The sequence below is a fragment of the Rudaea sp. genome (assembly GCF_057139185.1).
Genome location: NZ_DBNHDN010000005.1, coordinates 28,062 through 50,717, shown reverse-complemented (window position 1 = coordinate 50,717; position 22,656 = coordinate 28,062). Strand labels below are relative to the sequence as shown.

The window sequence follows — 22,656 nt, the reverse complement described above, 5'->3', positions numbered from 1 at the left end:
GCATCGCTCACCCGTGCCATCCCGACCGGGCCGATGCCTGCCGAACATCCGGAGAATGCCATGAACAATTCGCTGATCCAGTCGATCGAGAAGCGTCGCACCCAGTATGCGCTCGGCCCGGAGCTGCCGATTTCCGCACAGCAAACCACGGCGCTGATCGAAGCCGCGATCCGGCTCGCGCCGTCGTCGTTCAATTCGCAGAGTTCGCGCGCCGTGATCCTCTACGGTGACGAGAGCCGCGAATTCTGGAGGCTCGTCGAAACCGCGTTGGGCAAGATCGTCCCGGCCGAGGCGTTCGCGGCGACCAAGGGCAAGATCGACAGCTTCGCGGCCGGCGCCGGCACCGTGCTGTTCTACGAGGACCAGGACGTGGTCAAGGGCCTGCAGGATAAGTTCGCGCTCTACGCCGACAACTTCCCGGTGTGGTCGGAACAGGCCAGCGGCATGGCCCAGTTCGCGGTGTGGACCGCACTGGCCAACGCCGACATCGGCGCCAGCCTGCAGCACTACAACCCGCTGGCCGACGCGGATGCGGCGGCGCGCTGGAACATCCCGGCTGCGTGGAAGCTGCGCGCGCAGATGCCGTTCGGCTCGAACGAGAAGCCGTTCGGCGAGAAGGCATTCATGGACGATGCGCGGCGCTTCAAGGTGTTCGGTACCGCGACGGTTGCCGAAACGCGCGCCGCCGCTTAAGCGATCGCGGTCGCGCCGCGCATGTGCGGCTGGAGAACTTTGGGCACGCCGATCGAACCGTCGGCGTTCTGATAATTCTCCATCACCGCGACGAGTGCGCGGCCCACCGCCACGCCCGAACCGTTGAGCGTGTGCACGAGCTCGGGCTTGCCGGTTTGCGGATTGCGCCAGCGCGCCTGCATGCGCCGCGCCTGGAAGTCGCCGCAGTTCGAGCACGACGAAATCTCGCGATAGGTGTTCTGCGAGGGCAACCAGACTTCAAGATCGTAGGTTTTGGTCGCCGAAAAACCCATGTCGCCCGTGCACAACAGCACCTTTCGGTACGGCAGTTCGAGTTTCTCGAGCACGACTTCGGCGCAGCGCGTCATGCGCTCGTGCTCTTCGGCACTTTGCGCGGGAGCCGCGATCGTCACGAGTTCTACCTTCTCGAATTGATGCTGGCGGATGTAGCCGCGCGTGTCGCGGCCGGCCGAACCGGCTTCCGCGCGGAAGCATTGCGAATGCGCGGTCATGCGCAGCGGCAGCTTTTCCGCCTCGACGATTTCGTCGGCGACGATGTTCGTCAATGACACTTCGGCGGTAGGAATCAGATATCGCTTCGGTTCGCCTTCGACCGCGAACAGATCCTCGGCGAACTTCGGCAACTGCCCCGTACCCTGCATCGTTTCCGGCTTCACGAGCAGCGGCACGTTGCATTCTAGATGACCGTGCTCCTCGACGTGGAGGTCGAGCATGAACTGCGCCAGCGCACGATGCAGGCGCGCGAGATCGCCGCGCAGCACGGTGAAGCGCGCACCGGACAGCTTCGCGCCCGCATCACCGTCGAGCCAGCCATGGCGTGCGCCGAGATCGACGTGGTCCTTCACCGCGAAATCGAACGTGCGCGGCGTGCCCCACTTCGAAATCTCGACGTTTCCGGATTCATCGGCACCGACCGGCACCGAGGCGTCGGGCAGATTCGGAATGCCGAGCGTGAGCTTCGCCAGTTCCGCCTGCACCTCGGCGAGTTTGGTTTCGTTCGCCTTGAGCTGGTCGCCGATGCCGGCGACTTCGGCCATCAGCGCGGCCGTGTCTTCGCCCTTGGCCTTGGCCATGCCGATCGACTTTGAACGGGTGTTGCGCTGGTTCTGCAGCTCCTGGGTCTGCACCTGAACCGCCTTGCGCTGCGCTTCCAGCGCCTCGATCTGCGCCTTCGGCAATTCATAGCCGCGTGTGGCGAGACGTTCGGCAACAGTATCGAGTTGGGCGCGCAACAAGGCGGGATCGAGCATGGTGTTGTTTCGCAAACGACGAAGGGAATGGACTCCTTTCGCGCGGGGCGCGCGAAAGGGCGCGCATTATCCCGCGCCCCTGATTTTGCCGCAATGCAACGCCTATCTGCGGCGGCCGAGCCACCAGGCGATGACCACGCCCGCCAACAGCCAGCCGACGCCCTGCTCGATCAGGTTGCCGATGTTGAAATCGCTCGGGAACCGATACCAGTTCCACAGCGGCACGATGTTCGTCAGCCAGCCGAACACACCGAAACCGAAGCTGCCGAGCACGCGCATGCCGAAGCCCCACGGGGTTGCTGCAAGCACGAACGCGACGATCAACGCGGCAAGGTAACTGCCGATGAACTGCTTGATGAGATTCCCGCTCATGTCGGTCGGGTGGGCGATCGTCGGCCCGACCGCAACGAACACGAAGCGGTTTTGCGCGGCCTTCGCCTCCCACGCATCGACCGTGGCCTTGTCGCCCATTTTTTCCGGATCGATGTGGGGCAGCAGATAGATGCCCTCCTGCGGCAGCGCCGCGGCCGTCGCCTGCAGCACGGCGTCTTCGTTCGCCGGCGTGCGCATGCCCATCTCGCCGATGGGCAGCAGCATGTGGGCGACAAATCCCCAGAGAAAGACCACGACGGCGCCGAGCAAACCCGCAATCACGTAACGCATGGCAACCTCCCCTCGTTGGCGAGGCGCTGACGCTACGCCGGGCCATGCCGTGCCGCAAGCCGTCATGCAGCATCCGCGGCCGGACCCACCCAGAAGCGCAGCAACAGCGCGGCGGCCAGCGCACAGGCGGAACCGAACGCGAACGCCGCCAACGGCGACGCCTGCGACCACAGCCAGCCGAACAGCACCGACGCCGGCAGCAATGCGATGCCGACGACAAGGTTGTACCAGCCGAACGCGGTGCCGGCCTGGGTCTTCGGCACCATGTCGGCGACGAGCGCCTTCTCCGCACCCTCGGTCGCCGCGAGGAACACGCCGTAGGCGGCGAACATCGGCCACAGCAGCCAGGTCATCGCCGGCATCAGTCCGAAGGCCAGATAGAGCACGGCATAAATCGTCCAGCCGCCAACGATGAGCTTGCGCCGGTCGAAGCGATCCGACAACCCGGACAGCGGCGTCGACAACGCCGCCGCGACGAACGAAACCAGCGCCCAGATCATCGGTACCTGCGCATCGCCGAGGCCGAGCTGCTTCGCGCGCAACAGCAGGAACATGTTCGACGAATTGCCGAGCATGAACAGCGCAAGCACGAGCAGGTAGCGCCGGAAGCGCGGCGGAAACTCGCGCAGATTCCAGCGGAAACGCGGCGGATTCGGCGCGCGCTCGATCTGCGGCTCTTCGATCGCGAGCGTCAGCAGCAACACGATCAGTGCCGGCACGATCGCCGCGAACAGCACGTGGCGCAGCGGCATGCCGAACGCGAGCAGCCCCGCGGCGACGAGCGGCCCGATCACCGCGCCGGCGTTGTCCATCGCGCGATGCAGGCCGAAGGCGAGCCCACGCTGATCCGCGGCAACGCTGTGCACGAGCAGCGCATCGCGCGGCGCGCTGCGCAGGCCCTTGCCGACGCGGTCGGCGAAACGGCAGACGAGCACGCCGAACCAGTTCGACGCGAACGCGATCAGCGGCCGCGCGATACCCGCGATCGCATAGCCGGCAACGACCCAGGCCTTCGTCCTGCGGCTGCGATCGGCAAGCACGCCAGCCGCGAGCTTGAGCAGGCTGGCCACCGCTTCGGCGATGCCTTCGATCAGGCCCAGCGCTTTCGGCCCCGCCATCAAAACCGACGTGAGGTACAACGGCACGAGCGGGTAGATCATGTCGCTGGCCGAGTCGTTGACCAGGCTGATCAGGCCGAGCAGCCACACGGTGCGCGGCAAGCGGCGGATGGCGGTGAACATGGGATCTGCTTCTCCGGACGTCGTTCCCGCTTTCGTGGGGATGACAGGCAAAATAGCCAGCGCAGACATTATCATTGCCGGACCAGTCGCTACCTGTTCCCGCGATGCAGAATTCCGATGCCCGCCGCCAGGCCGAAGCCTTCGACGCCACCGACCCGCTGCGCGCGCTGCGCGCCCGATTCCTGATCCCCGAACACGGCGGATGCGATCAACTCTATTTCTGCGGCAATTCGCTCGGCCTGCAGCCGCGCGGCGCGCGCGCGCAGGTCGAGGAGGTGCTGGACAAATGGGCTCGCGAGGCCGTCGAAGGCCATTTCACCGGCCAGGCGCAATGGATGCCCTATCACGAGCTCGTGCGCGATCCGCTGGCGCGCGTGGTCGGGGCCGAGCCCGGCGAAGTCGTCGCGATGAATTCGCTGACCGCGAACCTGCATCTGCTCATGGTCAGCTTCTACCGGCCGACGCGCGAACGTCCGGCGATCCTGATGGAGGCCGGCGCGTTTCCGTCGGACCGCTATGCGCTCGAATCGCAAGTGCGCTTCCATGGCTTCGATCCGGCAACCGATCTGATCGAGCTCGAACCGGACCAGGCCGATGGCACGTTCTCGACGGCGGCGATCGCGCACGCGATCGAGCGCCATGGTCGGCGCCTCGCCCTCGTGCTCTGGCCCGGCGTGCAGTACCGCAGCGGGCAGGCGTTCGATCTCGCCGAGATCGCGCGGCTCGCGCATGCGCAGGGCGCGATCGCCGGCTTCGACCTCGCCCATGCCGCCGGCAACCTGGCGCTGCGCCTGCACGACAGCGGCGCCGATTTCGCCGTGTGGTGCCACTACAAGTACCTCAACTCCGGACCCGGCGCGGTAGCCGGCGCGTTCGTCCACGCGCGTCACGCACGCAGCGAGCGGCCGCGCTTCGCCGGCTGGTGGGGACACGAGAAGGAAACACGCTTCCGCATGGGCGCGCAATTCGTGCCGACCGTCGGCGCCGACGGCTGGCAGCTCAGCAATCCGCCGATCCTCGGCCTCGCGCCGCTGCGCGCCTCGCTGGAGTTGTTCGACGAAGCCGGCATGGCCGCGCTGCGCGAAAAATCGGAAAAGCTGACCGGCTGGCTCGAAACGCTGATCCGCGCGCGGCTCGCCGACGTGCTCGTGATCGCGACGCCGGCCGAGCCGGAACGCCGTGGTTGCCAGCTGTCGCTGCGCGTCCACGGCGGTCGCGCGCGCGGGCGCGAGCTGTTCGAGCACCTCGGCGCACGCGGCATCATTGGCGACTGGCGCGAGCCCGACGTGATCCGCATTTCACCGACGCCGATGTACAACCGCTACAGCGACGTGCTCGGTTTCGTCGAAGCCGTGGAGGCGTGGCGCGATGGCCGCTGATCGCAGCATCACCTTGATCGGCGCCGGCCTCGCCGGCGCCCTGCTCGCGCGCCTGCTCGCGCTGCGCGGCTGGCGGGTCGAGATCTACGAAAAGCGCGGCGATCCACGCATCGCCGGCTATCAGGGTGGACGTTCGATCAACCTTGCCCTGGCCGAACGCGGGCGCCATCCGCTGCGCCTCGCCGACGCCGAAGCGCCGGTCATGGCCCAGGCGGTGATGATGCGCGGGCGCATGGTGCACCCGCTGCACGGCGAGGTGAACCTGCAGCGTTACGGCCGCGACGATTCGGAAGTGATCTGGTCGGTGCATCGCGGCGAGCTCAACATCACCCTGCTCAACCTTGCCGAGCAGGCCGGTGCGAAGCTGCACTTCGACCGCCGTCTCGACCACGTCGATTTCGACCATCGCATCGCGCATTTGGTCGACGACCGCGATGGTACTTCGCATGAAATTCCGTTCCGTGCGCTGATCGGCAGCGATGGTGCCGGCTCCGCGCTGCGTACCGCGATCGGCGAGGTGCTCGATCTCGACGAGCGTGTCGAATTCCTCGATCACGGCTACAAGGAACTCGAAATCCCGCCGGCCGCCGACGGCGGTTTCCGCATGGAACCGAATGCCCTGCACATCTGGCCGCGCGGCAACTACATGTGCATCGCGCTGCCGAACGACGAGAGAACATTCACGGTCACGCTGTTCATGCCCAACCACGGCGGTGCAAGCACCCAAAGCCCGGGTTTCGACACGATCCGCACACCGCAAGAGGCGCGCGCGTTCTTCGCGCGCGACTTCCCCGACGCGCTGCCACTGATTCCCGAACTCGAACGCGACTGGGCAAGAAATCCCGCGAGCACGCTGGCCACGCTGCACCTCGAACGCTGGCACCTCGACCGCCGCGCGCTCGTGATCGGCGACGCCGCGCACGCAATGGTGCCGTTCCACGGCCAGGGCATGAACTGCGCGTTCGAGGATTGCGCCGCGCTCGCCGAGCATCTCGACACGCATGCCGATCTCGCCGACGCGTTTGCCGCGTTCGAGGCCGAACGCAAGCCGAATGCGCGCGCGATCCAGCAGATGGCGCTGGAAAACTACCGGGAGATGCGCGACCGCGTCGACGACGCCGACTATCGCCTGCAACGTGAGCTCGAACTGCGTCTGCAACAGCGCCATCCCGGCGTGTTCGTGCCGCACTACGCGATGGTCAGCTTCCTGCGCGTGCCCTATCGCGTCGCGTTGGCCCGCAGCGAAATCCAGCACGGAATACTCGTGCGCGCCACGGCGAACCGGGACTCGATCGAGCATATCGACTGGACCGCGGTCGACGCCGACATCGCCGCACATCTGGGCCCGCTGGCCGACGCCGCATGAAATTCACCACGCTCTCGATCGCGCGCAAGCTGAAGTTCTACCAGCTCATCGTCTATGCGCAGGTGCTCGAAAGCGGATCGATCCTGCGCGCCGCGCGGGCGCTGAACCTGACCCAGCCGTCGGTGACCAAGGTCATCCATGAGCTGGAGTCGTACTTCGGCGCGGCACTGCTCGTGCGCGGCAACCGTGGCGTGACCGCGACGCCGTTCGGCGAGCGCATGCTGCGACGCTCGAAATCGTTCATCGCCGACCTGCGCCTGCTCACCGACGAAGTCAACGCCCACCTCGAAGGCAGCGCAGGCCACGTCATCGTCGGCACGCTGATCTCGGCATCGGCCTGGTTGCTGCCGCGCGCGACGCAACTGCTCAAGCAGAAGGCACCGAAGGTACTGCTCTCGCTGCGCGTGGGCCAGATGGATCAGTTGTTCCCCGCGCTCGCCGATGGCGACATCGATCTCGTGGTCAGCCGCATACCCGACGACTGGGCTATGCGCGATTGGAGCGGGCGCGCCGAACCACCGCTGCTCGAAGTCGAACCGCTGTACCGCGAGGCGCTCTGCGTCGTCGCCGGCGTGCGTCACCCGATGCACCGAAAGTGCGCGATCCGATTCGCCGACCTGAGCGGCTACCCCTGGGTGCTGCCGACGCGCGATTCGTTCCTGCGCCGCACCGCGGACGCTTTGTTTGCCGAGGCGGGCATGCCGATTCCCGACAACATCGTCGAATCACTGTCGATCCTGACCAACATCACACTGATGCAGGATCAACGCACGATCGCGCTGATGCCGCGCGAGGCGATCCGCAACTTCGCCGAGGCGGGCTTGCTCAAGGAATTCGACCTCGGCCACCTGCTCCACTTCGGCGACATCGGCTGCTTCCATTCGGCCGCGCGCGAGCCGACGCCGGCCGCGCTGCTGCTGCGCGAATGCCTGCGCATCGCCAGCCGCGAACATGCGCGCGATTCGGCCGATCCGCCGCCGGACTAGATTGCGAAAAACGCGCGCGCGTTGTCCGCGCAGATGCGTTGCTTGTCCGCATCGCTCAACGCCGCGTGTCCGCGTACGCCGGCACCGATGTCCTGCTCGCCGAGCGGAAACGGCGCATCGGACCCGAGCATCACCCGGTCCGCACCCATCACTTCGACGAGCAGTTGCAGCGCACGCGGATCGAACACGGCCGAATCGACGTGGAAGCGCTTGACGTAGCTCGACGGCAGTTGCGGGCAGTCCTCGCGCACGATGTCGCGATGCCGCCAGGCGTTGTCGACGCGACCGAGCAGAAAGGCGAAGCCGCCACCGCCATGCGCGAAGCAGATGCGCAGAGTCTTCGGCAGACGCTCGAACGCGCCGGACAGGATCAGCGAGAGGATGCCGAGCTGCGTCTCCGCCGGCATCGCGACGAGCCACGGCAACATCCATTTCTTCATGCGTTCGCGCCCCATCATGTCCCACGGATGCACCAGCACGGGAATGCTTTCGTGCGCGCAGTGGGTGAGGAACGCGACGAGATCGTCGTGATCGAGATCGAGATTGCCGACATGGTTGCCGATCTGCACGCCGACATGCCCGCAGGCCTTGGCCCGGCTGGCCTCGCGGCAGGCCGCATCGATGTCCTGCAACGGCACCTGGGCAAGCACCTTGAGCCGCTTCGGCGCCGACGCGGTCATCTCGATGGCGCGGTCGTTCATGCGCTGTGCCCACGGCAGCGCACGCTCGGCCGGCTGCTCGTAGCCGAACATCACCGGTGTCGCGCACATCACCTGCACGTCGACGCCCTTTTCGTCGAGATACTCGGTGCGGCGCGAGGAATCCCAGAGCACGTCGTCTACCGGACGAAACGGTTTTTCGCCGACCATGATCTGCCCGCTGCGTCCCGCGGTGTGCAGCCACGGCGCGTGCCGCGGACACAATGTTGCCGCCTCGCGCTGATCGATGCGCGGAAAGAAATGCGAATGCATGTCGATTTTCATGCCTGCCCCCGCTTCTGCGCCGGCGCGTACGCCACGGCCTTGATCTCGATGCGCAGATGCGGGTGCGGCAACTGATGCACCGCGACCGTCGTACGCGCAGGGCCGGCTTCATCGAAATATTCGGCGTAGACCTCGTTGTAGCCACCGAAGTCGTTCATGTCGACGAGGAAGCTGGCGATCTCGACGACATCGGCCAGCGTCGCGCCCTCGCTCGCGAGGATGTCGCGGATGTTTTCGATCACCGCGCGCGTCTGTTCGCGGATATCGAGTTTGGCCGTGCCCAGCGCATCGACTTCGGCCCCGGCGATCGAATTGTCGGCGCGGCGCGAACTGGTGCCCGACACGAACAGAAAATCGCCGGCGCGCTTGATGTGTGGAAAGCGCCCGCGCGGCTTCGCCTTGCCTTGCACCACGGTGGCTCGCTGATCGTTCATTTCATGCCTCAAGGGTTGACGCAGACCGTCGTCAGTTCGGAATAGAAATCGAGCGAATGCCGCCCGCCCTCGCGGCCGATGCCCGACAGGCCGACGCCACCGAAGGGCGTGCGCAGATCGCGCAGGAACCAGGTGTTGACCCAGACCATGCCGACGCGGAAGCGCCGCGACAGCGCGTGCGCACGTCCAAGATCGCGCGTCCACAGTGCTGCGCAGAGGCCATAGTCGGAATCGTTGACCCGGCGCACGACTTCGTCATCGGCATCGAACGGCGCAACGTGGCAGACCGGGCCGAACACCTCCTCGCGCACGCAGCGTGCGTCGTCGGCCAGCCCGGTCCAGATCGTCGGTTGCACCCAGGCGCCGCCATCGCGCGCATCGCCGAAGCGCGGCACGCCGCCGCCGGTGACGAAGCTCGCGCCCTCGCCGCGCGCGAGCGCGAAATAGTCGAGCACCTTGTCGCGATGCGCGCGCGAAATCAGCGGCCCCATGTCGACGCCCTCTTCGTCGGGACAGCCGATCTTGAGTTTTTCCGCGCCCGCCTTCAGCGCGGTAACGAAGCGCTCGAAGATCGGTCGCTCGACGTAGACACGTTCCGAACACAGACACACCTGGCCGGAATTGGTGAAGCTCGAACGCAGCACTCCGGCGACGGCCTTGTCGAAATCGGCATCGGCAAGGACCACGGCCGCGTTCTTGCCGCCGAGCTCGAACGACACTTCGCGCACGCCGGTCGCGGCCGCGCGCATGATCGTCTCACCCGTGCGCGACTCGCCAGTGAAGGTGATCGCATCGACCTCGGGATGGCGGGTCAGGAACTCGCCGGCCGAGCCAGGCCCGAACCCGTGCACCAGATTGAACGCGCCAGCCGGCAACCCGGCCTCGTGAATCACTTCCGCGAGCAGCGTGGCGCTCGACGGCGTTTCCTCCGACGGCTTGGCAACGACGGAGTTGCCGCAGGCCAGCGCCGGCGCGACCTTCCAGGTCAACAGCAGCAGCGGCAGGTTCCACGGCGAAATCACCGCCACCACACCGTGCGGCTTGCGCAGCGTGTAGCTGAAGACGTCGTTGCCATCCAGCGCGCGCATTTCGTGGAATTCACCGCCGGCCTGGCGCACGAGTTCGGCGAAGCTGCGGAAGTTCTGCACCCCGCGCGCGACGTCCAGCGTGCGCGCCTGCTTCAGCGGGCGCCCGGTATCCGCCACCTCGGCGGCGACGAACTCCTCGAAGCGCCGTTCGATGGCGGCCGCGATGCGCAGCAGCGCGTCGGCGCGTTCATTCGCGCTGCTTCGCCCCCACGCGCCGGCTTGCGCGGCCTGTGCTGCCGCCACGGCGCGATCGATCTCATCCTGGCCGGCCTCGCAGACCTCGCCGATCACGCTGCCGTCGACCGGCGAAATGTTCGAAAAACGCTTGGCGCTGGCGACGAATTCGCCGTCGATGTAGTGGCGCAGCAGAGGCAACGACGACGGCACGAAGGCTTCCACCAAAAGACTGATGCGGCCAGTGTAGGCACCGCCGCCATTCGCGGAAAATAGAAATGCCGCCGTCTGCTATTCGCGGCGGGAATAGCTGCCCGATGCGATCAACCGCGACCGGGTTTGTTCAACGCCGCGTTGCGCGCTTTGCGCACCGCATCGAGCTTCTCGCGGATCTTCGTCTCGAGCCCGCGGTCCGCCGGGCGATAGAACTCGCGACCGACCAGCGCGTCGGGCAGGCATTGTTGATCGAACGCGATGCCGCCTTCGACGTCGGGATCGTATTGATAGCCCTTGCCGTAACCGAGCCCCTTCATCAGCCGGGTCGGGGCGTTGCGCAGATGCATCGGCACCTCGAGCGTGCCGGTTTCGCCGATCGATTGTTTCACTTCGCCGAATGCGGCGTAGGCGGCGTTGCTCTTGGCCGCGATCGCGAGATAGATCGCGGCTTCGGCGAGCGCAAGCTCGCCTTCGGGGCGGCCGAGGCGGTCGAACGCGTCCCAGGCTTCCAGTGCAAGCGTGAGCGCGCGCGGATCGGCCAGGCCGATATCCTCGATCGCCATGCGCGTGAGCCGGCGCGCGAGATACGCTGGATCGACACCGCCGTCGAGCATGCGCGTGCACCAGTACAACGCGGCGTCGGCATCGGAGGAGCGCACCGACTTGTGCAGCGCCGAGATCTGGTCGTAGAACTGCTCGCCACCCTTGTCGAAGCGGCGCGTGCGATCGGCGAGCACCTGGCTCAGCGTCGCTTCGTCGATCAGACTTTCACGCGCCACATCGGCGGCGATCTCCAGCAGGGTCAGCGCGCGACGTACATCGCCGTCGGCCGCCTGCGCGATCAGCCGCAGCGCATCGTCATCGACCTGCAAGCGCAAACCGCCCAGCCCGCGTTCCTCATCGCGCAACGCGCGCCGGAGCGCCTCGACGATCGCCTCGCCGGACACCGCATCCATCACATGCACGCGACAACGCGAGAGCAACGCGGAGTTGAGCTCGAACGATGGGTTCTCCGTGGTCGCGCCGACGAACAGGATCACGCCGCGCTCGATATGCGGCAGGAATGCGTCCTGCTGCGCCTTGTTGAAGCGGTGCACCTCGTCGACGAACAGCACGCTGCGCTCGCCCTGGGCAAAGGCAACTTCCGCTTCGGCCAGCGCCGCGCGCACGTCGGCGAGGCCGGACAGTACGGCGGAAATCGCCCTGAAGCGCGCATTCGCGTACTTGGCGAGGAGCAGCGCCAGCGTCGTCTTGCCGCATCCCGGCGGCCCCCACAGGATCATCGAATGCACATGGCCCGCTTCGATCGCGCGGCGCAGCGCCGTACCCGTGCCGAGCAGGCGTGCCTGGCCGACGATTTCGTCGAGCGCGCGCGGGCGCATGCGCTCGGCGAGCGGCTTCAACGCATCGGATCCGGCAAACAATCCGGATTCATTCGACAAGGACGAGACGGGATCGGGCGCGAGTTTGCGGCGTGTCATGCGTCAAGCTCTCGACCGATTCGGCGATGCCGGTACATCGCGTACGTCACGCCGACGACGCCAGTCAGCGCAGCGGGCGCCAGCAAGGCGCGCTCCTGCCACCACGTGTAGGCGAACACGCTGGCGATGCCGCCGCAGAGGAACCCGGCGAACAGAACCCCGTGCAGGCGAATCCGTCGCATGTCGACCGCAAGGCCACGCAGCCACTGCCCGAAAAAAGTGCCCAGATCGGTGACGATTCCGGATACATGGCTGGTACGCACCACCGCCCCGCTGAACGTGCCCGCCATCGCGTTTTGCAGACCGCAAGCCGCCGAGGCAAGCCACAGGCCGTAGTCGCTCCGTTCGTGCAACAGGGGCACGGCCGCGAACAACAGAATCGATTCGATCGCCAAGGCAACTCCGTAGCGTCGTCCCAATCGCAGAACGCCATCGCCAATCACGAAACCGCTGAGTGTGCAGCCCGCAACGAACGACAGCAGCAGGCCGCCAAGATGAAGCATCTCGCCCCCGTCGCCCTGCGCTACCGCAATGCCGAACAACGACGTGGTACCGGTCATGTGCGTGACCGCCATGTGCCGGAAACCGAGAAAGCCGATCGCGTTGACCATGCCGGCAATGAAGGCCAGCACGCCGCCACCGATCAGGACCCAGCGCGGCAGCTTGGCGATCACCGGATCGGATAGGCCTGTGCCGCCGGCGCGGCGTCGCCGACCACGTCCACGCCCTTGGGCGGCGTGAACGTGAATTGATCGGCTGCCAGCTTCGCGTTGCGCTGCCAGCCGGAAAAGCGGATCTGGGTGGCGTTGCCGAAGGTGTCCTTGAACGTCATGCTCGCGAGCCCCGACGAGTCGAAGCCGAGGTCGGCGTATTCGAACTGCGGTTCCTTGTCCTTCGACTTGAGGCGCAGCCAGACCTGGCCGTCGTGCTCGCCCTGCTCGCTCGTGGTGAAATCGCGATCGAGCTGCGACAGATCGGTCAACACCGTCAGCGGACTGTGTGCCTCCTCGGTGCCCTGCGCGCGCACGGTGACTTGTTCGAGATCGGGATCGTAGATCCACACCTTCTCGCCGTCGGCGACGATGAGCTGCTTGTACGGCGCCGTCGTGTCCCAGCGGAACTGGCGCGGCGCTTTCAGTGAAAGCGTACCGCGGCTGGTTCGGGTCTTGCCGCTGTTCGCTTCGCTGACCTGCTGCTCGAAGTTCGCCGAGACCGAGGTCAGGCCTTTGGAAAATGCGTCGAGACGCACACGGGCGCTGTCCGCGGCAGACACGCTGCCAGCGATACACAGCAACAACAGAGCGAGGGCAGCAACACGCATGACTCGTGATCCCGGGAAAAGGCGTGGGAAGTATCCGCGAACCTGGCTGAACCCCGGAAGCACGGCCTGAGCCTCAGAGTTCCGGCGGCGGCGGCGCCAGCACTTCGCGGTTGCCGTTGTGTTGCGGCGCGCTGACGATGCCTTGCGCTTCCATCATCTCGATCAGGCGCGCGGCGCGGTTGTAGCCGATCTTGAGGCGGCGCTGCACGCCGGAGATCGAGGCACGGCGGCTTTCGGTGACGATCGCGACGGCCTTGTCGTAAAGCTCGTCGGAATCGCCGCCCTCGCCGTCTTCGGCTTCCTCGGGCAAGCCGCTTTCGCCGATCACCTTGCCGTCGCCGAGCGATTGCACCTCGTTGACCACGCCGTCGATGTACTCGGGCTTGCCCTGTGCGCGCAGGTGTTCGACGACGCGATGCACTTCCTCGTCGCTGACGAAGGCGCCGTGCACGCGCTCGGGCGTGGCGGTGCCCGGCGGCAGGTAGAGCATGTCGCCGTGGCCGAGCAGCGCCTCGGCGCCGGACTGGTCGAGGATCGTGCGCGAGTCGATCTTGCTCGACACCTGGAACGCGATGCGCGTCGGGATGTTGGCCTTGATCAGGCCGGTGATGACGTCGACCGAAGGACGCTGGGTTGCGAGGATGAGGTGCACGCCCGCGGCGCGCGCCTTCTGCGCGAGGCGCGCGATGAGTTCCTCGACCTTCTTGCCGACGATCATCATCATGTCGGCGAATTCGTCGATGATGATGACGATGTAAGGCAAAGGCTCGAGCGGCTGCGCGACGGCGCCGGGCAGCAGATCGGGCTTGGCCACGAACAAGGGATCGAGCAGCGGCTGGCCCGCGTCGGCCGCGTCCTTCACCTTCTTGTTGAAGCCGGCCAGGTTGCGCACGCCGACTGCCGACATGAGCTTGTAACGCCGCTCCATCTCGGCCACGCACCAGCGCAGGCCGTTGGCGGCGTCCTTCATGTCGGTGATCACCGGCGTCAACAGATGCGGAATGCCCTCGTACACGGACAGTTCCAGCATCTTCGGATCGACCATCAGCAGGCGCACTTCCTTGGCCGTGGCCTTGTACAGCAGGCTCAGCACCATCGCGTTGACCGCGACCGATTTGCCCGAGCCCGTGGTGCCGGCGACGAGCAGATGCGGCATTTTCGCAAGGTCGGTGACGACGGGTTTGCCGCCGATGTCCTTGCCGAGCGCGAGCGCGAGCGGCGACTTCACCGAGTCGTAGCGTTCGGAGCTGAGGATTTCGGAGAGGTAGACGATTTCCTTGGCGACGTTCGGGATTTCCAGGCCGATCACCGACTTGCCCGGAATCACGTCGACCACGCGCACGCTGATCACCGACAGGCCGCGTGCGATGTCCTTGTCGAGGTTGGAAATCTGGCTGCCCTTGATGCCGGGTGCGGGCTGCAGCTCGAAACGCGTGATGACCGGACCCGGATAGACACCGACGACCTGCGCGTCGATGCGGAAATCCTTGAGCTTGAATTCGACCTGGCGCGAGAGCGCCTCCAGCGTCTCCTCGGAATAGCCCTTGACCTGCTGTTTGGGCAGGTCGAGCAGCGACATCGGCGGCAGCTCCTGGTTGGCACCACCGGCAAACAAGGGGATCTGCGCCTCGGCCTCGGCGCGCTTGCTGCGTTCGATCGGTGTCGTATCGCGCGCTTCGATCTTCACCGGCTCGCGCTTGGTCTGCCGGACCGTCTCGACCTTGCGCACTTCCTCGCGCTCGACGCGCGCGGCGCGTGCAACGCGCACGTCCTCGACCTTCTTCGCGCTCGTGCCGAGCCAGTCGAACGCACGGAAGATGCCGCGGCCGATCGTGTCCATGAGTTTGAACCACGACAAGCCGGTCGCGAGCGTGATCGCGATCAGGAACAACGCGAGCAGCAGCAGCGTCGCGCCGGGAAACGAAAATCCACGCATCAGCGGGCCGCCGATGCCCATACCGAGAATACCGCCCGCGCCGGCCGGCAGTTTCGATGCCACATCGCTGAAGTGCAGAAAGGCGAGGCCGGTGCCACCAATGAAGAAGGCGACACCGCCGATCAGGCGCAATGCCGGTTCAAGCGCCGACGCGGATTCCTCTTCGCGGTTGCGAAACACCGCCCAGCCGACGCCGAGCAGCAGCAGCGGAAAAGCGTAAGCGAGGTAGCCGAAGAACCAGAACGTCACATCGGCAAGATAGGCGCCGACCTTGCCGCCGATATTGTGCAGGATGACCGGGGCCGAGGTTGCGTGCGACCACGCCGGATCGCCCGGGCTGTAGCTCGCCAGGCAGGCGATCAGGTAAACGACCACGGTGAGCAGCGCGATGATCGCGACCTCGCGCACGACGCGCGGCATGACCAGCGTCGTGTCGTTGCCGGCCACCTTGTTCGGGAGATTTCTGGATTCGCGCGCCACCGCGGGAGTCTACCTTAAGTTAGTCCGTTAACGAATTGTTTTTGCGATTGTTCTGCTTGCGTGGACCGGCAATCTGGTCACGCGAATACTGATTCGTGGGGCGCGTCGCCAAATCGGGAATGCCGGCTTGACTCAAACAGTTTCCCGCCCCATCTTCCGAAGCTCCAGCACGTCGCAGGATTGCCAGAACCGGTTCGGGATGGGACAAGCAAGCGGCTTCAGCAAATTTCCTGCTCAACCGCGCAAGCCTGCAATCGCTCCGACCGGAAACCTTCCCGAAACCGCTTCTCCTCCACCAGAGAAATTATACATGACGACCCCGAAGCACAGCCGCCTGATCATCCTCGGCTCCGGCCCCGCCGGCTACACCGCCGCGGTCTATGCCGCACGCGCGAACCTCAAGCCCGTGCTGATCACCGGTCTTGCCCAGGGTGGACAATTGATGACAACGACCGATGTCGACAACTGGCCCGGCGACGTCGAAGGCCTGCAGGGACCCGCGCTGATGGAGCGCATGCAAAAGCACGCCGAACGCTTCGATACCGAGATCGTATTCGATCATATCCACACTGCCGAGCTGAAATCGAAACCGATCCGCCTCGTCGGCGACAGCGGCGAATACACCTGCGATGCGTTGATCATCGCCACGGGCGCGACGGCGAAATATCTCGGTCTCGATTCCGAGGAGAGGTTCAAGGGCCAGGGCGTCTCGGCCTGTGCGACCTGCGACGGCTTCTTCTACCGCGACCAGGAAGTGGCGGTCATCGGCGGCGGCAACACCGCGGTCGAGGAAGCGCTGTACCTGTCGAACATCGCCAAGAAAGTTACCGTCGTCCATCGCCGCGACAAGTTCCGCGGCGAGAAGATCCTGCAGGACAAACTGTTCGCCAAGCAGCAGGCCGGCAAGGTCGAGGTGATCTGGAACCACGCCGTCGACGAAGTGCTCGGCGACGACAAGGGCGTCACCGGCGTGCGCATCAAGCATGTCGACGACGGTACGACGCGCGACCTGGTCGTGCATGGCATGTTCGTCGCGATCGGACATGCGCCGAACACCGAAATCTTCGCCGGTCAGCTCGACATGAAAAACGGCTACATCGTGATCAAGACCGGCATCGAAGGCGGCGCGACAGCGACCAGCGTGGCCGGCGTGTTCGCTGCTGGCGACGTCGCCGATCAGGTGTATCGACAGGCGGTCACCTCGGCCGGCTTCGGCTGCATGGCGGCTTTGGATGCGGAGAAGTATCTGGACAAGCTGGGGCTGGCGGGATAAGCCGGCAATCTTTGCTCGTCATTCCGGCGAAAGCGGGAATCCAGCTTCTCTTACTGATGCTTTTCGCAAGAACAGTGACAAGAACCGGATTTCCGCTTTCGCGGAAATGACGGCAAGAGCATGCAAGCCCGTTTTCATTCCTCCCTCGATGCAATTGACGCCCGGGCGTGGAACGCGCTGCTCCCGGACGACAATCCGTTTCTTCGCCACGAATTCCTTTCCGGCCTCGAACATACTGGCTGTCTTCGCGCGGAATACGGCTGGCGTGCGCACCATCTCGGCCTGCATGAAGGCGCAGAACTGGTCGCTGCTGCGCCGCTCTATCTGAAGGGCAATTCCCATGGCGAGTTCGTTTTCGACTGGTCCTGGGCAAGCGCCTACGAACGCGCCGGACTCGACTACTACCCGAAACTGCTCGGCGCCGTGCCGTACTCGCCGGCAACCGGAGCACGTCTGCTGACGCGTCCGCGGCACGACGCATCGGCGCTGCGCGCAGCGCTCATCGCGACGATCGCCCGCGAAGTCGAGCGCAACAAGCTGTCTTCCGCGCATGTCAATTTCGTCACCGAAGCTGATGCGCAGGCGCTCGAACAGGCGGGTTGGTTGCCGCGCTTCGACTGGCAATTCCACTGGAGCAATCGCTCCGCCGAAACCGGCGGCTGGAGGACCTTCGATGATTTCCTCGCCGCGCTGGCCCACAAGAAGCGCAAGAACATCCGCGCGGAACGCGCCCAGGTCGCGCGCGCCGGCGTCGTCTGTGAACTGCGCCACGGCGACGAAATCAATGCACGCGAGTGGCGCGCGATCCACCGGCTGTACCTCAACACCTTCGACGAACGCGGCAACCATGCCGCACTGACCGAAGCATTCTTCCGCCACCTCGGCGCGGCGATGCCGCGGCAGGTCGTGGCGGTATTGTGCAAGCGTGCATTGACGAGTCCGGCCCGGACGCCGGTGCATCCTTCTGCGGTCATGGAGGACCGCACGCATGACGAACTCGTCGCCATGGCACTGATGCTGCGCTCATCCGATACGCTCTACGGCCGCTACTGGGGCAGCACGAGCAACGTTCCCGGCCTGCATTTCGAAGCCTGCTACTACCAGGGCATCGACTACTGCCTGCGCGAAGGCCTGACCACGTTCGAACCCGGCGCGCAGGGCGAACACAAGATCGCACGCGGTTTCCTGCCGACGATGACGCGTTCCTGCCACTACATCCGCGACCCACGTTTCCGCGTGGCCGTGCGTGACGCACTAGCGCGCGAGGCCGAGGCTCTGCGCGACTATCGTACGGAATTGTTGACCCACTCGCCGTATGCGCGGCACGCGCGGGAGCCGACGCCGTGATCCGGGTTCCGATCCTGCATTCCGGTTCGAACGAAGCGTTCCCCGACGTTGCCGCAGCACTGGACGAACCCAATGGCCTGCTCGCCGCCGGCGGCGATCTGTCACCACGGCGTTTGCTCGACGCGTACCGGCACGGCATCTTCCCGTGGTACTCGCGCGGTGAGCCGATCCTGTGGTGGTCGCCCGATCCACGCATGGTGTTCGCGACCAACCGGATCCACGTTTCGACGAAACTGCGCCGCTTCCTGCGCGATTGCGACTGGACGATCCGAGCCGATACCGCGTTCGCGGAGGTCATGCGCGCCTGCGCCGCGCCGCGACCGAAACAGCCGACGACCTGGATCACGCGTGCGATGTTCGATGCGTATTGCGAGTTGCACCGGCTCGGTCACGCGCATTCGTTCGAGGTATGGTCCGGCAACGAAATGGCAGGTGGCATCTACGGTGTCGCCGTCGGCCGCATGTTCTTCGGCGAATCGATGTTCAGTGCGCGCAGCAACGGGTCGAAAGTGGCGCTGCTCGCGTTGTGCCGAATGCTGGACGCGTGGGGATTCCCCTGGCTCGACGCGCAGGTGCGCTCCGGGCACCTCGTTTCGCTGGGCGCGATCGAAATGCCTCGCGATGTATTCATTCGACAGGTCACAAGGCAGACCGGTTTGCCGGACATCGTCGATTCCTGGACATCACGTCTGGCGGTCGGCTCGGTGTGTGAATTGATTACGGCAAGACCGCCAGCACCCGCGCCGGGAAACCCGAGCCGTGCTGCGGCTTCGGAAAGCTGACAAAGACGAGCGCACCGGCTTCGGGCACCTGATCGAGGTTCGCCAGCAGCTCGATCTGGTAGTGATCGGTCCCGAGCACGTAGGTTTCGAGCGAATAGTCGTCGCGGGTCGTCGCCGAACCGGGGTCCGTGTCGGTCGTCTCGTGGCCCGACGCGCCTATCTTGCGCGTCTCGTAGAGGAACTTCAGCACCGGCAGACTCCAGCCCGGATAATGGGCAATGCCTTTCGCATCGACATTCTGCATCGCCTTGCCGTCGGGCCAGCGCTTGCTCCAGTCGGTGCGCAAGGCGACGAAAGCGCCCATCGGAATTTCGCCGTGGCGTGCTTCCCACTGCTTGACGTCGTCGAGCGTGACCACATAGTCGGGATTGGCCGCCACCTGCGCATGGACATCGATTACCGCGAGCGGAAGCAGCATCTCGTCGGGCCGGATCTGATCCACGGTGCGCCCGCCGCGGATGAAATGCGCCGGTGGATCGACGTGCGTGCCCCATTGCCCGACATGGGTGAACTGCTGCGCGAAGAAACCGCCTTTGTCATAGGTGTACACCGGCTTCACCGATTCGTCGGCAAAACCTTTCCAATGCGGGATGCCCGGCGCGAATTCATGAGTCAGGTCGACCCATCGATGTGCCCGCAGCGTGCGGTATGCCTGCTCCAGTGGTGCCGGGACGCTGCCATCGGCAGCGAAAACAGACGAAGCAGCAATCATCAAAGTCAGCGCGAATATGCCTCCCGGCGTCCGGCGTGCAACGTGATTGGACATGAGACGCTCCTTCGGTTGGATGCCCCTGCAAGATAGCTGCGCGGACGCGCAAACACCAACCCGGCAGGCAATTGCGCTTCCCGTGCCGCCGCGAACGTGGCAAAATCCCCCGCCTTGCGGCTCCCCGCCGCTGAATTCCCCACATCCTAGATGGCAAAAGACGATCAAATCGAAATGGAAGGCACGGTACTCGACACCTTGCCGAACACGATGTTCCGCGTGCAACTCGAGAACGGCCACGTGGTCACCGCGCACATCTCCGGGCGCATGCGCAAGAACTACATCCGCATCCTGACCGGCGACAAGGTCAAGGTCGAGATGACACCCTACGACCTGACCAAGGGCCGTATCACCTATCGCCACCGCTAGGCCGGCGCAACGCGACTTCCCGCGATTGCCGGAGAAACCGCGGTACATCGCCTAGCAAAAGAAAAACGGCGCCGTGGAGGCGCCGTTTTCTCGTATCGCCGGAATAGCGACTACCCAACGGCCGCAGGTTGTTTCTCGTCCGCCTCCACGCGCACGTCGAGCTTGTCGTCCTTTACGCTCAGGAATACCTTTCCGCCATCAGCGAGCTTGCCGAACAGCAGTTCATCGGCGAGCGGGCGCTTGACGTTCTCCTGGATGACACGCGCCATCGGCCGTGCGCCCATCTGCTTGTCGAAGCCATGCTCGGCGAGCCAGCGGCGCGCCTCGGCATCCACGGTCAAGACGACGTGCTTCTCCTGCAACTGCGCCTCCAGTTCGATGAGGAACTTGTCGACCACGCGCAGGATGTGCTCGAAGTCGAGAGAGGCGAACTGGATGACCGCGTCGAGGCGGTTGCGGAACTCCGGCGTGAATGCGCGGCGGATCGTTTCCATCGCATCGGTAGCGTGGCTCTGCTCGACGAAGCCGATCGAGCGACGCGCGGCCTGCGCTGCGCCCGCGTTCGTCGTCATCACGAGGATGACGTTGCGGAAATTCGCCTCGCGCCCGTTGGTGTCGGTCAGCTTGCCGTGATCCATGATCTGCAGCAGGATGTTGTAGACGTCCGGGTGCGCTTTCTCGATTTCGTCGAGCAACAGCACGCAATGCGGGTGCTTGGTGATCTGCTCGGTGAGCAGGCCGCCCTGGTCGAAACCGACGTAGCCCGGTGGCGCACCGATCAGGCGCGACACCGAATGCGCCTCCATGTATTCGCTCATGTCGAAGCGGATCAGTTCGATGCCGAGCTGCATCGCAAGCTGGCGCGTGACTTCGGTCTTGCCCACACCGGTCGGCCCCGCAAGCAGGAAGTTGCCGATCGGCTTGGTCGCGTTGCCGAGGCCTGAGCGCGCCATCTTGATCGAAGCGGCCAGCGCTTCGATCGCCTGATCCTGGCCAAACACAACCATTTTCAGGTTGCGCTCGAGATTGCGCAGCACGTCGCGATCGGACGTCGATACCTGTTTCGGAGGAATCCGCGCCATGCGCGCGACGATGAATTCGATTTCGGGTACGTCAACCACGGCCTTGCGCTGTTCGACCGGCAGCAGGCGCTGGCGCGCGCCGGCCTCGTCGATCACGTCGATCGCCTTGTCCGGCAGCAGGCGGTCGCCGATGTGCTTGACCGACAGGTCGACTGCGGCCTTGAGCGCCTCGTTCGTGTACTCGATCTTGTGGTGCTCCTCGAAGCGCGACTTCAGGCCCTTGAGGATTTCCACGCTTTCGCTCACCGAAGGCTCGACCACGTCGATCTTCTGGAAGCGCCGCGCCAACGCGCGATCCTTCTCGAACACGCCGCGGTATTCCTGGAACGTGGTCGAACCGATACAGCGCAATTCGCCGGAAGCAAGCACGGGCTTGATCAGGTTCGAGGCGTCCATCGTGCCGCCCGATGCCGATCCGGCGCCGATGATCGTGTGGATCTCGTCGATGAACAGGATCGCGTTGGGTTCCTTCTTGAGCTGCGCGAGCACGGCCTTCAGGCGCTTTTCGAAGTCGCCGCGATACTTGGTGCCGGCCACGAGCGCGCCAAGATCGAGCGCATAGATCGTGCACTCCTTGAGCACCTCGGGCACCTCGCCCTCGACGATGCGCTTGGCCAGACCCTCGGCCAGCGCGGTCTTGCCGACTCCGGCCTCGCCGACGTACAGCGGGTTGTTCTTGCGTCGGCGGCACAGCACCTGGATCGTGCGCTCGATCTCCTCGGCACGGCCGATCAGCGGGTCGATCTTGCCTTCGCGAGCCTGCTCGTTGAGGTTGCTCGCAAATTCGGTCAACGGGTTGCCGCGCGGCTCCTCGCCGCCCTCGCCTTCCTTGCCCGGCTCGCTCGCCGGCTGCGCGGACTCCTGGCCGATCTTGGCCACGCCGTGCGAGATGTAGTTGACCACGTCGAGGCGCGCTACTTCCTGCTGGTTGAGGAAGTACACGGCATGCGAATCCTTCTCGCCGAAGATCGCAACGAGCACGTTCGCCCCGGTCACTTCCTTCCGTCCCGACGACTGCACATGGTAGACCGCGCGCTGCAGCACGCGCTGGAAACCCAGCGTAGGCTGCGTATCGCGCTCGTCACCGCTCGGCAGCACCGGCACGGTTTCGACAATGATCGATTTCAAATCCTTGCCGAGCTTGGCCAGATCGGCGTTGCAGGCGCGCAGCACCGCGGCGGCCGACGGGTTCTCGATCAGCGCAAGCAGGAGGTGCTCGACCGTCATGAACTCGTGGCGCTGCTCGCGCGCGTCCTTGTAGCACTGGCCGATGGTGAGCTCGAGATCTTTACTGAACATGGGAAGCAGTTCCTCGGATGAGCCCA

20 protein-coding genes are annotated in these 22,656 nt (G+C 65.2%); 8 read left to right on the top strand and 12 right to left on the bottom strand.

The window, feature by feature from the left end; all coding sequences use genetic code 11:
• Nucleotides 1-60: 60 nt before the first annotated feature.
• A complete protein-coding gene (locus tag AC16HO_RS00945) occupies nt 61-693 on the top strand; it encodes a nitroreductase family protein (protein WP_395644082.1) in 633 nt (210 codons plus the stop codon).
• On the opposite strand, the gene serS is transcribed toward AC16HO_RS00945, so the two are convergent.
• The 3 genes from serS to AC16HO_RS00930 form a co-directional block, all read right to left on the bottom strand.
• Nucleotides 690-1,964 carry a serine--tRNA ligase gene (gene serS / locus AC16HO_RS00940; RefSeq protein WP_395644081.1) on the bottom strand — a complete coding sequence of 425 codons (1,275 nt, stop codon included), beginning with the start codon at nt 1,962-1,964 and terminating at the stop codon, nt 690-692. The two genes, AC16HO_RS00945 and serS, sit on opposite strands and share 4 nt — an antisense overlap.
• Before the next feature lie 102 nt (nt 1,965-2,066).
• Nucleotides 2,067-2,627: a hypothetical protein gene (locus AC16HO_RS00935; RefSeq protein WP_395644080.1), complete on the bottom strand. Its 561-nt coding sequence runs from the start codon at nt 2,625-2,627 to the stop codon at nt 2,067-2,069.
• 62 nt (nt 2,628-2,689) lie between these two features.
• On the bottom strand, nt 2,690-3,868 hold the full coding sequence (locus tag AC16HO_RS00930) for an MFS transporter (protein ID WP_395644079.1): 1,179 nt from the start codon (nt 3,866-3,868) through the stop codon (nt 2,690-2,692).
• A 104-nt stretch (nt 3,869-3,972) separates the two neighbouring features.
• Between AC16HO_RS00930 and kynU the strand changes: the two genes are divergently transcribed.
• The 3 genes from kynU to AC16HO_RS00915 are packed head-to-tail and all read left to right on the top strand — an operon-like array spanning nt 3,973 to nt 7,599.
• Nucleotides 3,973-5,247 (top strand): kynureninase, encoded by a 1,275-nt coding sequence (gene kynU, locus AC16HO_RS00925; protein WP_395644078.1) that lies wholly within the window; start codon nt 3,973-3,975, stop codon nt 5,245-5,247.
• A complete protein-coding gene (locus tag AC16HO_RS00920) occupies nt 5,237-6,613 on the top strand; it encodes an FAD-dependent oxidoreductase (RefSeq protein ID WP_395644077.1) in 1,377 nt (458 codons plus the stop codon). Before kynU ends, AC16HO_RS00920 begins: the two co-directional genes overlap by 11 nt.
• Nucleotides 6,610-7,599: a LysR substrate-binding domain-containing protein gene (locus AC16HO_RS00915; protein WP_395644076.1), complete on the top strand. Its 990-nt coding sequence runs from the start codon at nt 6,610-6,612 to the stop codon at nt 7,597-7,599. Before AC16HO_RS00920 ends, AC16HO_RS00915 begins: the two co-directional genes overlap by 4 nt.
• Here the strand turns inward: AC16HO_RS00915 and AC16HO_RS00910 are convergent.
• The 7 genes from AC16HO_RS00910 to AC16HO_RS00880 all read right to left on the bottom strand — a co-directional run bounded on the left by AC16HO_RS00910 (nt 7,596) and on the right by AC16HO_RS00880 (nt 15,652).
• Nucleotides 7,596-8,582: an amidohydrolase family protein gene (locus AC16HO_RS00910; RefSeq protein ID WP_395644075.1), complete on the bottom strand. Its 987-nt coding sequence runs from the start codon at nt 8,580-8,582 to the stop codon at nt 7,596-7,598. The genes AC16HO_RS00915 and AC16HO_RS00910 overlap by 4 nt on opposite strands.
• Nucleotides 8,579-9,016: a RidA family protein gene (locus AC16HO_RS00905; RefSeq protein ID WP_395644074.1), complete on the bottom strand. Its 438-nt coding sequence runs from the start codon at nt 9,014-9,016 to the stop codon at nt 8,579-8,581. Before AC16HO_RS00905 ends, AC16HO_RS00910 begins: the two co-directional genes overlap by 4 nt.
• 8 nt (nt 9,017-9,024) lie before the next feature.
• A complete protein-coding gene (locus AC16HO_RS00900) occupies nt 9,025-10,491 on the bottom strand; it encodes a 2-hydroxymuconic semialdehyde dehydrogenase (RefSeq protein WP_395644073.1) in 1,467 nt (488 codons plus the stop codon).
• A gap of 110 nt (nt 10,492-10,601) precedes the next feature.
• Complete coding sequence (locus tag AC16HO_RS00895) at nt 10,602-11,975, bottom strand: replication-associated recombination protein A (protein ID WP_395644072.1); 1,374 nt, start codon at nt 11,973-11,975, stop codon at nt 10,602-10,604.
• Complete coding sequence (locus AC16HO_RS00890) at nt 11,972-12,649, bottom strand: YoaK family protein (protein ID WP_395644071.1); 678 nt, start codon at nt 12,647-12,649, stop codon at nt 11,972-11,974. The genes AC16HO_RS00895 and AC16HO_RS00890 overlap by 4 nt, the downstream gene beginning before the upstream one ends.
• Nucleotides 12,646-13,296, bottom strand: coding sequence for an outer membrane lipoprotein periplasmic chaperone LolA (gene lolA, locus AC16HO_RS00885; RefSeq protein WP_395644070.1), 651 nt, complete (start codon nt 13,294-13,296; stop codon nt 12,646-12,648). Before lolA ends, AC16HO_RS00890 begins: the two co-directional genes overlap by 4 nt.
• Nucleotides 13,297-13,369: 73 nt before the next feature.
• Nucleotides 13,370-15,652, bottom strand: coding sequence for a DNA translocase FtsK (locus AC16HO_RS00880; protein ID WP_395644130.1), 2,283 nt, complete (start codon nt 15,650-15,652; stop codon nt 13,370-13,372).
• Between the two features lie 370 nt (nt 15,653-16,022).
• Between AC16HO_RS00880 and trxB the strand changes: the two genes are divergently transcribed.
• From trxB to aat, 3 genes are all read left to right on the top strand, one after another.
• Nucleotides 16,023-16,985, top strand: coding sequence for a thioredoxin-disulfide reductase (gene trxB / locus AC16HO_RS00875; protein WP_395644069.1), 963 nt, complete (start codon nt 16,023-16,025; stop codon nt 16,983-16,985).
• 120 nt (nt 16,986-17,105) lie between these two features.
• Nucleotides 17,106-18,332, top strand: coding sequence for a GNAT family N-acetyltransferase (locus tag AC16HO_RS00870; protein WP_395644068.1), 1,227 nt, complete (start codon nt 17,106-17,108; stop codon nt 18,330-18,332).
• A complete protein-coding gene (gene aat / locus AC16HO_RS00865) occupies nt 18,329-19,114 on the top strand; it encodes a leucyl/phenylalanyl-tRNA--protein transferase (protein ID WP_395644067.1) in 786 nt (261 codons plus the stop codon). Before AC16HO_RS00870 ends, aat begins: the two co-directional genes overlap by 4 nt.
• Here the strand turns inward: aat and AC16HO_RS00860 are convergent.
• Nucleotides 19,050-19,880: a cyclase family protein gene (locus AC16HO_RS00860; RefSeq protein ID WP_395644066.1), complete on the bottom strand. Its 831-nt coding sequence runs from the start codon at nt 19,878-19,880 to the stop codon at nt 19,050-19,052. The genes aat and AC16HO_RS00860 overlap by 65 nt on opposite strands.
• 150 nt (nt 19,881-20,030) lie before the next feature.
• On the opposite strand from AC16HO_RS00860, the gene infA reads away from it, so the two are divergent.
• Nucleotides 20,031-20,249, top strand: a complete 219-nt coding sequence (gene infA / locus AC16HO_RS00855; protein WP_018974609.1) for a translation initiation factor IF-1 — start codon at nt 20,031-20,033, stop codon at nt 20,247-20,249.
• Nucleotides 20,250-20,359: 110 nt separating this feature from the next.
• Here the strand turns inward: infA and clpA are convergent, their stop codons facing one another.
• Nucleotides 20,360-22,630, bottom strand: a complete 2,271-nt coding sequence (clpA, locus tag AC16HO_RS00850; protein ID WP_395644065.1) for an ATP-dependent Clp protease ATP-binding subunit ClpA — start codon at nt 22,628-22,630, stop codon at nt 20,360-20,362.
• Nucleotides 22,631-22,656: the final 26 nt, after the last annotated feature.